This window comes from Enterobacter sp. E12 (genome assembly GCF_014596715.2).
GTDB lineage: Bacteria > Pseudomonadota > Gammaproteobacteria > Enterobacterales > Enterobacteriaceae > Enterobacter > Enterobacter bugandensis.
Map to the genome: position 1 here is coordinate 1 of NZ_CP115602.1, position 13,516 is coordinate 13,516.

The window sequence follows — 13,516 nt, forward strand, 5'->3', positions numbered from 1 at the left end:
CCATGAATTATCGGGGTCTGAATAGTGCTTCGCAAAATCCCTGAAGCCAGTCTTTAATTTTCTGTATTACTGGGTAGGGTTCGCCGTAGTGGTCTGCGGCTTCCATCCCGAATGAAACGCTCATCGCAGCCCGGTTTAATGCACGTTCTAGCATGTTTCCCCCATCGTTCAGCAAACCGAAGGGCGGGTAAAATAGGCGTGTGTACTGTCGTTTTTATCCTGCTCAAAGGTGGCTTTTAGCGTAAACGCATGACCGGCTTTCGCATCCTGGTCGGCCAGAACTTTTGGCATTGTTCCATAAGCCGTGGCTCCGTTCTCAAGCGTGATAATCATTTTCGGAATCAGGCGAATACTGTGACCAAAACCAGACTCGACCATTTTCACGCCTTTTATCGTTGCTTTTACAGTGACCTTTCCGGCGGGTGCTACACCCTTATATTGCTTTTCGTGCTCACGCTGTTCCGCCTGAATTGCTTCGACCGTCTTCGCAATAGCGCCGATAAGCGGTTTATGTCCTGTGACCGTAAAATAACAATATTCATGGCCGCTTTCATGCCAGCGGCGTCCGGTTTTAACGCGCAGACCAAACGACTCCATCAGTTTAACTGTTTCCTGATAGTCAGCCGTTAAGCCTTTAAAGCGGGTATTAGGATCATAGGATTTGGCCGGATAGCTTGCCGTTGAATACCAATCATCATATTCAGGCATTACGATAAACTGGCCCTTGCCATACAGCTCGCCGGTTTCAAAGTGTTCGTAACCGTCACACGGGGCATGCAGGCGACCGTTACGATCTTCGTTAGGTTCAATCCCGTTGTTAAGGTCTGAAAAAGCTTTCAGAATCCGCGCCTGCTGCTTTTGACGGATTTCAATCAGTTCAGCAATTTTCGTGTTGAGAGCATCAGTAAGGCGGGAAATCAGATTCATGAGCGTATTCCATCCCGAATAACGGCGGGTGTCCGTTTTGGCGTAATGCCCTGTTTAATAGAATTATTATAGCCTATTGCGTATTTAATTTCACCTTAAATTCACAATATGTAAATAATAATTTGAGGGTAAAACGCCGCCTGATACTGGCGGCGTCCGGGGTTATACGCGCGACGGGAGCACCGTACCATATTGACGGCTGATTATGTCATTAAGCTTATCAACCAGATCCATACGTTTGAAAATGATGTGACCGGTTCGGGCTTTGAAATATTTTACCGTGAAGTATTCATGTTCGAAGTTTTCACCGTTCCACATATTTTCGCGGGTGAAATCATAAAATTGTGCGCCTGCTGCTATGCGGTGATCGGGAACGTTACGACCATCGAGAATGCTCATCATTTTTTCCAGATCATTGAGTTTATTCCGGCCCTCATCCGTCACGTAATAACAGTTTTTGCTGTACGATGAACCAACCATACTATTAACAATGATTTTTTTGCCGATTTTGCACGGGCAGTTAGTTTTGTAATCCCAGGATAATTTTTTAAATACATCCGTCACTCCCTGCTCAAAAATCTGCCCTTTGTCCTGGTTTAATGCGCGGAAGGAAGAAAGAATATTATCAAGCGTTGCTTCCGGCATGTTTTCCGTATCGAGCTGCTTTTCCCAATCGTCAATCTGCTTATGACTCATGAGGGTTTTCATGCCGGTTTCATTCATCAGGCGTGACCAGATCCCCGCATCAAGCAGACGTTTCATGCGCTTGATTGTTGCGTCATCGCTTGAACCGCCCAGGCCATTTCGGACTACTTCAATATAGCCATACATTTTGTCATCTGTGGTGTCCTTCATTAGCTGCTGTGCTTCGCGAAGCTTTGCCAGACCATCCGAAAAGGTGGTCATCGCATAAGCCGCGCGTGTCAGAATGTTTTCGATGGAAATCGAGGGGATAACCTCGCTTGATGAGGCAAATTCGCAGACAATTTCTGGATTAATGGCGGTAGTCATACTGTTACTCCATCCCGGATTACGGCGGGTGTCCGTTTGGGCGTAATACCCTGTTTCTGCCGATAATTATACCTTAACCCACTGCCATTTCACACAGATAATTTACATAATGTGAATTATTTTAATAGTTGCTCTGCGCTTCATCATACGCCCATCGAAGCGTATGCCCGGCCAGGCCGGGCAGGTCGATTAGAATGGCAATGAGTTGCAGGTCAGGCTGGACTTTGCCAGCGCAATAGACAGACGCAGACTTATCGCCTGCTGGGTCATAGCGGAAGAATTTTCCAGTTCTTCACAAATAGCTTGCCGGTTATAACTGGAGGTCACAAAACGGGTCAGGAGTTTCTCATACTGGAGATCGAGCCTCCGGGCTGAATCATAGTTGTCTCCGCGTCTTTCTTCTGACGCTTGATCCGCGATGGCTTTCAATTCTTCGATGGCAGCTGTTTTACGTGGCTCCGAGATAATACAGGTTTCCCATTGTAAAGCGGCTTTCTTCCAGTTATGACTGGCGCTCATTACCCGTTTTCCATGACGGTCGAGTATTTCGAGATACTGGAAATTGAATGACTGAGGGCCACCGTCCTCACTGTCAAAAAACTCACATGAGTAATCAATGTTGGGGTTACGGTATTGCCAGGCATTATTTTTATAAAGATGGTCGGCAAGCAATACGGCAGACGTAATATCTGTAATACCAGTTATTTCTACAAAGCCATCGAGGTAGTAATAATCTAAACGGCTATCAATTTCCTTATATGCCATGCGGCCATAAGCAACGATTTTCAGTAGATTACGGGCGATATCTTCCCGAACAGAAACGCCGGGTTCATAAAGTGAAGGAAGAAATTTTACGGCAGAAGTGTTCATATCGGTGATCCTCCCGGATAACGGCGGGTGTCCGTTTGGGCGTAATGCCCGTGACATAATACAAATCAAGGCCGACTTAACGGCCTTTTCTATGGATTAGATACAAAGAACCTGGTTAGAGGATGAATGCACTTTTACCACTTCACCAGGCGTATAAAAACCAGCATGAAGAACATCACAGTTTTCAGGCCAGTCAAAGTCAATTTCGATGACTTCCTGGCCGCAGTATTCACCCTTTTCCACCTGGGTAACTGTGAAGAATTTACCATCCAGTAAAATCTGTAAACCCACATAAATATTGCGAGCCAGCATGTTACGGGTGTTGAGTGAATTTTGTGTGGACATAAAATACTCCTTCCCGAATAGCGGCGGGTGTCCGTGTGGGCGTAATGCCCTGTTTCTGTTAGTTATTATAGTAAATCCGGCCCGGTTCATCCAGTAATATTTACATATTGTGAATTTATTTTCTTACCACATCCCCGCGCAGCAGCTGCACCGTCCAGGAAAAAATCGGGGGTCCCTTCAGGGTTCCGATTTTTATCCTTGACGGCTCTCCCCCGATACCCTGCCGGATGGGGGAGGGTTCCCGCAGGGAGCCATCCCCCATGTAAGACCGCCGTTGACCTTCAGCAAGCCCCGCAGACATACACCGGCGCTCATGGCCGCACCACTTCCCTGGAGTTCGCCAGCGGCGAACGGTGGAAGCGCGGTGGCCGTCAGGCCACCTGAAGCGATGCCGTTGACCTGGGCGAGGGATGGAAGCCCGAAGGGGAGAGACGCGCAGCGGCTCGATGCGCAGCACGACAGCCCGGTTCTCCGGCTGCGCCGGAGAACGACCCCGCAAGGGTTATAAATTAGGGTTGCCTAGTGAGAAAACCCGGAATAGTGTTTGTGGCCGTGGCTTTTTTTGCCGCGTTGAGAAGTGTATTCCAGTCATCCGGTGGAGTACCTGCTTTCAGCATTTCCGCAAACACTTTATATGCATCCGTTTTAGAGCCGTAAGCGCGCAGCGTATCGAAATCATTAACCCAACCGATAATGATGGTTTTGTGCTCCTGACTGCAACGGTAAAACAAGCGGAACTGCTGCAAAAATTTTACCCGGAACCAGTGTTTGTACTCGTCACCTAAAGTGTCGCCCTGGCGGTACTGAGGATTGAGCGGATCTGAAGCAATCCATTCCTCAATCACTCGCTCAATCGCAAGCAGGAGCTTAGTTTCTTTTTTCTTATGGTATTCGTTGGGTTTTGCTGCTTTTAACTCAGCGACCTTCTGCGCAAGCTCCGCAATCTGGTCTAAAAAGCATTTGTGAAAGCAGATTTTCCAACCATTTAATTCTAAGTATTCCATTTGCCACCGCCCTTTAATTTTTAGTCATCGGTAAGCGGCGCGTCTAAATCAACTTCAACTCCAGCAGTCAAAGCTTTGATGCTTTCCCAGAATAGAGCCGGAACAGGGGCAATATTCTGAGGGTTTTTCTTCATGTCGTTTTCCAGAAAAGCCAGGAACTGTGGGATAACCGGATCGTCCTGTTCTTCTTCCTTCTTAGACATGATGACTTTACCGCCCGCAAGCAAGGTATAGTGAATGGACTCACCTGGCTTGAGATGCAATGCATCGCGTATTGCTGCCGGAATCGTTGTCTGGCTGCGCTCGGTGAGTCGAGACTCAGCGCGCAGGGACACGTCCGCATTATGAAAAATTTGAGTAGCCATTGATCGAACCTCTCTCATTCCCTTCTCCTCCATCACAAGGGGCGGAGCCTAACCCGCCGGGAATAGTTCATTGCATTTACCCAGGCTCGATACTTCAGAGCTATCGGGTTGCTAAGCCGCTGGGTCTTACGAGTTATGTAGTGCGTGCTCCTATGAGCAAAGCCATTATAATGCAAATGCATTGCACAATGCAAATGCATTACACAATGCACTTGCATTATCTTGCCCTGCAAATTAGCTCGTTATCAGGCTGAGGTTCGGAGTGACAGCGGGGAATGGATCGTTTTGCAGTGACCAGAAGGGGATAGAATGTGGCCGAGAATAGACGAATTTAGTCTTTGTCTTCTATCACAGGATTACGGTCAACCAGAAAATCAGGGTCTGCTTTTTCAACGTCTTTCAAACTTCCCCAGCTAGGGCGCACTGGCCTGAGAGTAATGGTATCTCCCTCTCTGGAGATTAGTAATTCGCTCACGCCTTCAAAATCCATATCACGCGGTATCCTTATCGCTCGGTTATTGCCGTTGGTAAACACAGATACTTTTCTCATAATTAACTCCAACTTTTGCAGACTAATAGTAACGCCCAATTATTTGATGATACTACAACCGGATTAACATGTCTGGTATGCACTTGCATGAGGCCGTCCGTCCGAAGGATGATTTTGCGCATGCGCAAAATCACGCAAAGCGCAGGCCGTCCCCGACAGGGGCATGCCATACAGCAGACCGGGTAAAGCCCGGTCTTCATTGCCCTGTGCAAAGAAAACCCCGCAGCGCGGGGTTATCATCAAACTTCAGTCGAGCCTATCCAGTGAGCATTCAGGTACGCTTCCGCGCCCATATTCACGCCCTGTGGCTGTACCGCCGTCAGGGTGTCGTGAGTCCATCCCTTAACAGGCGCAGCCTGCGTATGCAGAGTTTCGCCATCGAGCGAGCGGATCACAAGTGGATAGTGTTTCAGCGGCGTCAGGATATCGCGTTCGCCTGCTTTGAGATCCGTAATGTAGGTCAGGGGCATATAAAGTTTTCCGGCTCGGCGTTTTTCAGGGCGCAAATGTAGCCGTAGGCTGATAGTTCATTTTCGCCATATTCATGATTTTCATTGTGCGCCAGATCGTACAGAACGGAATCTGCTTCCTCATCCGTAAGCGTGAAACCGTGGCGTTCTGCCACGTCGCGTACTTCGCTGCGCGTCCAGACTATAACTGAAATCACGGTGTCAGGGTAAACCTGTTGCAGGTATGCCAGAACTTCTTCAGGTGTGCCAACCATTGTTGTTGCTCCTTCCCGGATGACGGCGGGTGTCCGTTTGGGTGTGATACCCGGTTATGGTGAACGGTGCTGCATAGTGCCGGGCATTAGCCCGGCAGGTGGTACATTATTTTCTGACGGCGCTTTTCAGCAGGCGGCGATTATAGGTGACGGAATACACGCTTTCCGTTTCGTTGTGGCGCAGAGGATCTACGCGGGTGACGTTATGGCACATATTGTTTGCCAGCATGATTTTTTCGACCTGTGCAAACAGGCTGACGTTTTCATCAAATGGAAAATTAAGCGTGCCTTTATGCCCTGACAGTTTTGGAATACCGGAAAAATGAAGGGCTTTGACGCCATTTCTGGAAAAAACGGATACAGCTACACAACTACGAGCTTCAACCATGACTGCTACTCCATCCCGGATTACGGCGGGTGTCCGTATGGGCGTAATGCCCTGTTTCTGGTAATAATTATAATCGGACACATAAAAAAACACCAGAATAAATTCACAATATGTAAATATATATTCTGGCGTTTATTTGCTTCTGAATCAGTCGGCGCTTTCAATCCAGGCTAACCGGCGGCGTTCTGCATCGTCCAGTTGAGCGGTATCGATGCGCCCAAGTACGTAGTCTGGAATATCATCCTGCGTCAGGTTTCCCCGTTCATCCACTTCATAGGATTGTCTGTGTTTACGATCATAAACCGTGCGCCCCTCGGAGTGCCAGAATTCCTCACCCTTCGTGGTTATGAGTCGGTTTTCCTCGCGCTGGTTCCAGATCGCGGCCATGAAAATTCCTTTGGTGATGGTCTGGCAGTGTGGGCAGGCAAAGTAGAAGTGTAGTTTCATTTCATAACGCGTTGCGTATGAGCTTTTGCAGTTCTGACATTCTGACAGAATAAGGCAACCTGCCGGATGCAATGAAGGGGTATAACCAACAGCCTGCATTGCGTAAGTAAATCCGGTGATAGTTTCATCAATCACTTGCTTATCAGCAACCGCAAGCCGTTGCCGTACTTGCTCAAGTACAGGCGCGGGAAATATCAGGGGAAAAAATTTAGTAAACATTGTCACTCTCCTTGTGGTCAGGGGCGTCAATTAGGCGCTCTCCGGTGTTGTACTGATCTACAAGCGCCTGCATCGAGTCGCGGGTGTACCCGTAAGCGCTGAGCGAGTGGTCAGTGGCGGTGATCGCCATAGCTCCGTTTTCGATCTGCACGAATGCCCTGATAGTGCCGAATATAGCTATCTTGCCTGGTGGCAGTTGTTCGACCTTGCCGGGTTCAGTGAGAGCTGAGCGCGGTTTGGAACTGGCTTTCCTAGTACGCAGCTGGCCTTTTACCGTGTGCTTGCTGGCAGGTAAAAACTGACCACCTTTGTATTGCTGCCCGTTAATCCCGATCTGACCGCCTTTCTTTGCTTTACCGTTCACAGATGGCTCCATTAACCCAGCAAATGAAACAGATTGTCCATAGGAGCCGCCGCCGCTACAGGCCAGCGTTCAGCATTAATAAACACGATGTAAAAATCTGGTACATCAGGGATAAGCACGGTTTCTTCTTCCGTCTGAGCGATCGCAAGTGAAAAACGGTTATCGTTGTTTGTCATTTTTCCATTCATGCAAACATAGGCATATAAATCTTCGACTTGCTCATCAGTCAAAGGGGTGGCCGCAGGATCTGGAAGGACAACAGACTGAGGGAAAATATTCATAATAACTACTCCGTCCCGGATAACGGCGGGTGTCCGTTTAGGCGTGATGCCCGGTTTTTGTTTCAGATTTGGGGGCATAATCACCCCCATTATTGGAGCGCAGCCGTCAATCAATTGCCCTGAAAATACTGTGAGATTCATCAGTCGTGGCGGCGTAATCTTTTAACGTATCCATCGCTTCCCGAAAATGATCGCAAAGGCCAGAGTCCTGACGTTTCCATGCGGCATCGAAACAGGTTTGAAGTACATAGAGCGTCACGATAATACCGGCAGCTTCAGCAGTAACATTTCCTGAAAAGTAGTTAGGCATTTCGAAATGATAAAATTCATGCGCATCAGGGCACATAAAACCGCTATTACTCCCCACTTTAAAATAGCTCCAGTATCCGGTTTCATATTTGTCACAGAAGCGCTTCATAAAGGACACAGCGGCTAAATTTGCGTATTCGCAATACTCCCTGAATAAGAGGGTATGAAATACCAGTCGGCCTAATTCGGTAGTCTCTTGCTTGATTAATACTACTGGTGCTTCGCTCATAACTAACTCCATCCCGGATTACGGCGGGTGTCCGTGTGGGCGTAATGCCCTGTTTCTGTTAGTTATTATAGTAAATCCGTTCCGGTTCATCCAGTAATATTTACATATTGTGAATTTATTTTTTTGCCACGTCCCCGCGCAGCAGCTGCACCGTCCAGGAAAAAATCGGGGGTCCCTTCAGGGTTCCGATTTTTATCCTTGACGGCTCTCCCCCGATACCCTGCCGGATGGGGGAGGGTTCCCGCAGGGAGCCATCCCCCATGTAAGACCGCCGTTGACCTTCAGCAAGCCCCGCAGACATACACCGGCGCTCATGGCCGCACCACTTCCCTGGAGTTCGCCAGCGGCGAACGGTGGAAGCGCGGTGGCCGTCAGGCCACCTGAAGCGATGCCGTTGACCTGGGCGAGGGATGGAAGCCCGAAGGGGAGAGACGCGCAGCGGCTCTATGCGCAGCACGACAGCCCGGTTCTCCGGCTGCGCCGGGGAACGCCCCTGCAAAAAATCATACCCGTTACATGTAACGAAAAAGAAAATTCACAGCAGCAGGAGTAATACGATTAACAGCGGGACTGCCACCACTGAAGCGAAGCGGCAAAGCGATCAGCGGTGAGTGATGACGGCGGTTGCCGCAGGCAACCGGCGCGGGTGTTGACGTTCGCATGAGGCCGTCCGTCCGAAGGATGATTTTGCGCATGCGCAAAATCACGCAAAGCGCAGGCCGTACCCGTGAGGGGCATGCCATACAGCAGACCGGGTGAAGCCCGGTCTTCATTTGCCGGGTAAAAATAAACCCGCTCTCGCGGGTTCTGTGGGGCTATTTTAGCAGCATTACAAAATACTCAGGGGGAAAAGTTTTGATAGCATAGTCTAATAAATACGCTCTTTTTTCTTTTAAAACAGCTATCTGGTTTGACGCATTTAATTTGTTTTCCTCAGACAAGGCGCTTAAATCACTTTTGATACACTGGCTGTAGCAGTGCAGCGTTAGCAGCACACCGAGAGCGTCAGGCGTAACATCAAGAAGTTGTTGATCCATCGGAGTGATCATCGAGATTCTTTCAATGTGCAGCGGTAAAAAGTATTCGTGACCATCTTCAATTTCCTTTATCGCAAATCCTTTATAGCGATATGCAAATACATATTCTTCCATATAGTTGTATACGGTCAAAGGAATGTGCGGAGCAAATATTCCGAAAAGAGAAACCGTAGCTTGTGTTAATTCTTCTGTATTATTCAGCATTTTAGTATTCATTGTTTTCCATCCTGTATTCGGCAGGTGTCCGTTAAAAGAATCGGGGCAGGTTGCCCCGTTTAAAATTAGCGATTGAGGAATAACATTACTTTTTCAACAATCTGACAATGCGTAAGCGTGTCTTCATCACGAAAAGTAAAATAACGATACTTGTCATCACCTACTTGGATTTTTGCATATATATCAGTGATATTGTTAGTAAATCGCTCACTGAGCATAAATGTTGTATTCCCACTGGAGGACACCCAGCGAAGAGGCGGCAAAACTTCCAGCATATCTGTATAGCGATTAATCGATATTTCGCTAACAGGTTTTTTGGCAGCTTCATAAATCTTTGTCGACATTTCCTCGCCGGTTAAGATAACGATATTCGGGTATTCACTCTGGAAATCGGAAAAATATTTTTTGCTGTATAAACCAAAGTAATCATCACTTGTCGGTGGGGTGTTACTGTCTGGATCGAGGCAAACAATATCCATCGGAGAATATCGTCCTGGCACGTAGAAATAAAGATTGGTAATACGTGGTGGGTTTTGGGTTGTGGTGGTCATATCAGTAACTCCATCCCGAATTACGGCGGGTGTCCGTTTGGGCTTAATCCCCTGTTTCTGTTAGCTATTATAGTAAATCCGGCCCGATTCGTCCAGCAATATTTACATATTGTGAATATATTTTTTTACCACATCCCCGCGCAGCTGCTGCACCGTCCAGGAAAAAATCGGGGGTCCCTTCAGGGTTCCGATTTTTATCCTTGACGGCTCTCCCCCCGATACCCTGCCGGATGGGGGAGGGTTCCCGCAGGGAGCCATCCCCCATGTAAGAACGGTTTTGCCTTATATTTAAATCCATAACTTAATCTTTTTTTACTAGTCCTTTTATTTCAAAGCACTTGCGTATCAGCCCCCATACAAGTAAAGCAATACCAATATAAAGATAAAAAGAGATTAATGAATTTTGGGTTTCTAACCCTAACCCTTCAAATACACCAGTCGCACCCTTTTCCTCGAATAGGGTGTTTGCAATCCCGTAAATGGAAAGAAAGGTTGCTGCCGCGATGAACAAAAGTTTACTTGTCGCTTTTTTAAACAGGCGTATTCCGTCACCCAGATTTAATAGCAAAATGATAACAACTAATCCTATAAACATAAGTTCCATAATCTTCTCCACTCGATTCTATAACGAACGATTTTATCTCCAAAACTTCGCTTGTCATTCAATTTCAGGTTTGGGCGAGGGATGGATGCCCGAAAGGGGCGAGACGCGCAGCGGCTCGATGCGCAGCACGACAGCCCGGTTCTCCGGCAACGCCGGGGAGCGCCCCAGAACTCATCTGAAATACCTCGCCTTAAAGAGACTAATAAATTTAATCAAGATGTATAATATTGAGCATACGCAAAGCGCCACTGGCAATGCGTACATAATGAACTTGAGAAGCCCTTCATTTAATATATTAAAATTACCCAGAACTTTGTCATAAGGTGAAGTGACTGTTCGACTATCTTTACTGAACTCACTAAAAAAATTTAGAGCACCTTTTGCTAACGGCAAAATAATAATCCCTGTGCATGTCGCCTTAAATGGATTTTTTATAAATTCATTGTTTAGTTTAAGAAAATAACAAATCAGATATGATAGTATTATCATGGTTATGGCTACAAATCCGGCCTTTATTCCATAAGGAGATAACTCATTAAGGCCATCGAGATAAGCATTGCCGAACGTACCCGCGCTCATAGCTAGCCCCGGCAACATTATCACGAAAAAGAATATAGCAATACTAATCAGAACTATTTCCCAAATAATTTGGCGCTTCTTATTCATTTTGACCTCGCATTACAGGTTATTACTACCTCACAACACCGACTTACTTTTAGACCAATAAGTCTCTCAGTTCTGTCTGAATTGATTTTTTCGCAACCTGCCTGGCTTTATGTTTACTTGTGCGTATTGCAGAATCATACGCGTTATTCTTTCTATAGCCACGACCTCGGCATAATGAACAAGTACAACCCTCACGGGTGTAGAACAAGCCAAATGGTTTCATATGTGATCCTTAACTCTATGGTATGTATTCTCGATATATTTAGATGCCAACACCGGCCATCGTTTCATAGATGCGCCGATATTTCAGGCGCTCATTAAATCCGTTCAGCCAGTACGCCAGCGTATAGCGAGTCTTTCGGAAATCCATATGCAGCGTGTCTCCAGTGCTCACTTCGGCGGCGATACCCAGAAGTGATAGCTGGATAAAGGCCATATCAGCCGCAAACACGTCCTTATCTGCGCAGGATACAAACAGAGCCGCTGATGGGTTAAATCCTGCATCTGACAGGCCATTCGCTATTTTGATTATCAACCCCCCTGATCCAACAGCCGGTTCCTGGACAATTATGAATCCGTGTTTCCGTATTTCGCAGGCATAGTCTTGTTTCAGTATTTCAAACTTCAGACTTGCAAGCGATCCGGGCGTGAAATACTGCCCCATCGCAGAATTGCCCAGCTCCAGGCTCATTACGCATTCTCCCAGGAAATCACGGGGATTGTCCTGTAGGATCTGCGGTAACATCCTGATTAACGTTTCCAGCATTTCTTTTTCTACTGGCGAATACTCACCCGTGAGTTTTTCAGCGTTTTCCCGGTCCTCAGTGCGCCCTGCTAAAGCCGGATCGATGCGGTCAGCAGTAATTCTGCATAAAACTGATAGCACCTCTCTTGGTGAACGGACCGCAGCCAGTTTTCTGACGATCCGTATAAATTCCGTGTCCAGCGATGTCACATTGTCTCCCTGTTCTGGTTTTAATGAGCAGGGCGGTCGGGAACCGACCGCTATCCTTTTTGCGCATGCGCAAATCTACCTGTTCCTGACTATCTAAATTAAACGCCAGAATTTACCGTCATCGTGGCCTCTATGAAATCACGGACGCGTGAAATGATTTGCTCGTGAGTCAATGAATCAACGTCTCTGAACGTGGCGAACATCGGCTTATCGTAGATGATTACTGATGCAAAACAGGTGACGATATCGGCTGCATTAAACTCGCGGCATTTGAACGTGCATCCCTGATTCGAATGGCACTCATCCATAATTTTCGAGCGGTAGAACAAATCAAATGTACTTTCGCTGATCACTTCAACGGGCATTCTTGCCGCATCACGGATCGCCGCAAAACAGTCATCCATGTGCAACAATACGATCTGTGGGTATTGATGCTTTAGCTGTTCAAGCGTTTCCCCTGAATGCGTTCCACGGCTTTGATTGCCATCCACCTGTGCAGGCTCTAACACGGAATATGAGCCTGGAATATAGAAGTAATACATGCTTGTTCCTTTCCCGCTGGCGGGTGTCCTGTTCGCAAAAATGAGCTATTAAGCCCGGTCGATACGGCCATAACCGGCGCTCTCGCAGATGTAGCGCCATGCCATGTAACTGATGTGTTCTTTACCTTCTTTCCAGCCAGCAACAATGGATTCGGTATTACCGGTGATCACAGCTAACTGGCCCCATTTAATGCCTGCCCGGTTCAGGACTTCCGAGATTTCATCGACGGTCGGCGGTGTCCAGTTAGCTGCATTGCGCAGGGTTTCCGGTCGAATCTCCACTTCCGTGGTGTTGCTGTAGCGTGGTTTCGGCTGTGACATAGTGATGACTCCTGTTATCCGGCCACCGTCAGGTGGCCGGATTCGTGGTTAAATGTGGCCGCGTTCGGCCATCGAAATGACGTCATTTCCGGCGACAATAAAGTGATCAAGGGTGCTGATTTCAAAAAGCTCCAGCGCGGTCTTTAGCCGTGCAGTCATGTTGATATCTGCGCGGCTTGGTTCCGGTGTGCCTGACGGATGGTTATGCGCGAAAATGACCGCCTGTGCATTCAGCATTAACGCTAATCTGGCGACTTCACGGGGGCTGATTACGCAGGAATTAATTGTCCCTGAATGAATGAGTTCAAAGGAAATTAACTGGTGCTGATTGTTCAGATACAGCGCCCCAAAAAACTCTCTTTCCTTATTCTGGAGGTGCAGGCGCAAATACTGCTTAACGGCATCGGGGCTGGTGAATGAGAAAGACGTGGTTTTAAGACGCGATTCCAGGATGGCCATCGCCAGGTTAATTATTGAGTCTTCATGATTCATTGCTGTTTTACCTCTCCCGGATTACGGCGGGTGTCCGTTTTGGCTGAATGCCTTTTGCGTAACGCCATTATAATATAAATTTATATCATAACAAAGTAA

General features: G+C 47.4%; 22 protein-coding genes. 1 reads left to right on the plus strand and 21 read right to left on the minus strand.

The window, feature by feature from the left end; translation table 11 throughout:
* Positions 1-168: 168 nt before the first annotated feature.
* The 14 genes from IB212_RS23145 to IB212_RS23210 form a co-directional block, all read right to left on the minus strand.
* Complete coding sequence (locus IB212_RS23145; RefSeq protein ID WP_188246034.1) at positions 169-927, minus strand: hypothetical protein; 759 nt, start codon at positions 925-927, stop codon at positions 169-171.
* 162 nt (positions 928-1,089) lie between these two features.
* Positions 1,090-1,938, minus strand: coding sequence for a DUF4942 domain-containing protein (locus tag IB212_RS23150; RefSeq protein WP_108376733.1), 849 nt, complete (start codon positions 1,936-1,938; stop codon positions 1,090-1,092).
* Between the two features lie 189 nt (positions 1,939-2,127).
* Entirely contained in the window at positions 2,128-2,808 is a 681-nt protein-coding gene (locus tag IB212_RS23155) for a hypothetical protein (protein WP_108376732.1), read from the minus strand.
* A gap of 96 nt (positions 2,809-2,904) precedes the next feature.
* A complete protein-coding gene (locus IB212_RS23160) occupies positions 2,905-3,153 on the minus strand; it encodes a hypothetical protein (RefSeq protein WP_223239720.1) in 249 nt (82 codons plus the stop codon).
* Between the two features lie 509 nt (positions 3,154-3,662).
* Positions 3,663-4,157 carry a type II toxin-antitoxin system YhaV family toxin gene (locus IB212_RS23165; protein ID WP_108376731.1) on the minus strand — a complete coding sequence of 165 codons (495 nt, stop codon included), beginning with the start codon at positions 4,155-4,157 and terminating at the stop codon, positions 3,663-3,665.
* A gap of 20 nt (positions 4,158-4,177) precedes the next feature.
* A complete protein-coding gene (locus IB212_RS23170) occupies positions 4,178-4,522 on the minus strand; it encodes a type II toxin-antitoxin system PrlF family antitoxin (protein ID WP_108376736.1) in 345 nt (114 codons plus the stop codon).
* 331 nt (positions 4,523-4,853) lie between these two features.
* Positions 4,854-5,072, minus strand: coding sequence for a type II toxin-antitoxin system VapB family antitoxin (gene vapB / locus IB212_RS23175; protein ID WP_188246026.1), 219 nt, complete (start codon positions 5,070-5,072; stop codon positions 4,854-4,856).
* Positions 5,073-5,311: 239 nt separating this feature from the next.
* On the minus strand, positions 5,312-5,542 hold the full coding sequence (locus tag IB212_RS23180) for a hypothetical protein (protein WP_188246027.1): 231 nt from the start codon (positions 5,540-5,542) through the stop codon (positions 5,312-5,314).
* On the minus strand, positions 5,533-5,796 hold the full coding sequence (locus tag IB212_RS23185; protein WP_188246028.1) for a DUF1380 family protein: 264 nt from the start codon (positions 5,794-5,796) through the stop codon (positions 5,533-5,535). Before IB212_RS23185 ends, IB212_RS23180 begins: the two co-directional genes overlap by 10 nt.
* A gap of 106 nt (positions 5,797-5,902) precedes the next feature.
* The gene (locus IB212_RS23190) at positions 5,903-6,265 is read right to left on the minus strand and encodes a hypothetical protein (protein WP_223239718.1); all 363 of its coding nucleotides are present in this window, start codon (positions 6,263-6,265) and stop codon (positions 5,903-5,905) included.
* A gap of 66 nt (positions 6,266-6,331) precedes the next feature.
* Positions 6,332-6,850 carry a hypothetical protein gene (locus tag IB212_RS23195; protein ID WP_188246029.1) on the minus strand — a complete coding sequence of 173 codons (519 nt, stop codon included), beginning with the start codon at positions 6,848-6,850 and terminating at the stop codon, positions 6,332-6,334.
* Positions 6,840-7,214, minus strand: coding sequence for a hypothetical protein (locus IB212_RS23200; protein ID WP_249488041.1), 375 nt, complete (start codon positions 7,212-7,214; stop codon positions 6,840-6,842). The genes IB212_RS23195 and IB212_RS23200 overlap by 11 nt, the downstream gene beginning before the upstream one ends.
* 11 nt (positions 7,215-7,225) lie before the next feature.
* Positions 7,226-7,573, minus strand: coding sequence for a hypothetical protein (locus IB212_RS23205; RefSeq protein WP_223239719.1), 348 nt, complete (start codon positions 7,571-7,573; stop codon positions 7,226-7,228).
* 28 nt (positions 7,574-7,601) lie between these two features.
* Complete coding sequence (locus IB212_RS23210) at positions 7,602-8,033, minus strand: antirestriction protein (protein ID WP_188246031.1); 432 nt, start codon at positions 8,031-8,033, stop codon at positions 7,602-7,604.
* A 313-nt stretch (positions 8,034-8,346) separates the two neighbouring features.
* On the opposite strand from IB212_RS23210, the gene IB212_RS23215 reads away from it, so the two are divergent.
* Positions 8,347-8,586 (plus strand): hypothetical protein, encoded by a 240-nt coding sequence (locus tag IB212_RS23215; protein ID WP_409033790.1) that lies wholly within the window; start codon positions 8,347-8,349, stop codon positions 8,584-8,586.
* Positions 8,587-8,848: 262 nt separating this feature from the next.
* Here IB212_RS23215 and IB212_RS23220 read toward each other — a convergent pair whose 3' ends face one another.
* The 7 genes from IB212_RS23220 to IB212_RS23250 all read right to left on the minus strand — a co-directional run bounded on the left by IB212_RS23220 (position 8,849) and on the right by IB212_RS23250 (position 13,417).
* A complete protein-coding gene (locus IB212_RS23220) occupies positions 8,849-9,286 on the minus strand; it encodes a hypothetical protein (RefSeq protein ID WP_188246038.1) in 438 nt (145 codons plus the stop codon).
* 65 nt (positions 9,287-9,351) lie between these two features.
* A complete protein-coding gene (locus IB212_RS23225) occupies positions 9,352-9,837 on the minus strand; it encodes a DUF1419 domain-containing protein (RefSeq protein WP_223239721.1) in 486 nt (161 codons plus the stop codon).
* A 301-nt stretch (positions 9,838-10,138) separates the two neighbouring features.
* The gene (locus tag IB212_RS23230; RefSeq protein WP_188246196.1) at positions 10,139-10,441 is read right to left on the minus strand and encodes a hypothetical protein; all 303 of its coding nucleotides are present in this window, start codon (positions 10,439-10,441) and stop codon (positions 10,139-10,141) included.
* A gap of 928 nt (positions 10,442-11,369) precedes the next feature.
* Positions 11,370-12,062, minus strand: coding sequence for an N-6 DNA methylase (locus IB212_RS23235; RefSeq protein ID WP_188246195.1), 693 nt, complete (start codon positions 12,060-12,062; stop codon positions 11,370-11,372).
* Between the two features lie 98 nt (positions 12,063-12,160).
* A complete protein-coding gene (locus tag IB212_RS23240; RefSeq protein WP_044160349.1) occupies positions 12,161-12,604 on the minus strand; it encodes a hypothetical protein in 444 nt (147 codons plus the stop codon).
* 48 nt (positions 12,605-12,652) lie between these two features.
* Entirely contained in the window at positions 12,653-12,925 is a 273-nt protein-coding gene (locus IB212_RS23245; RefSeq protein WP_013087299.1) for a hypothetical protein, read from the minus strand.
* A 48-nt stretch (positions 12,926-12,973) separates the two neighbouring features.
* Positions 12,974-13,417: a RadC family protein gene (locus IB212_RS23250; protein ID WP_108376702.1), complete on the minus strand. Its 444-nt coding sequence runs from the start codon at positions 13,415-13,417 to the stop codon at positions 12,974-12,976.
* Positions 13,418-13,516: the final 99 nt, after the last annotated feature.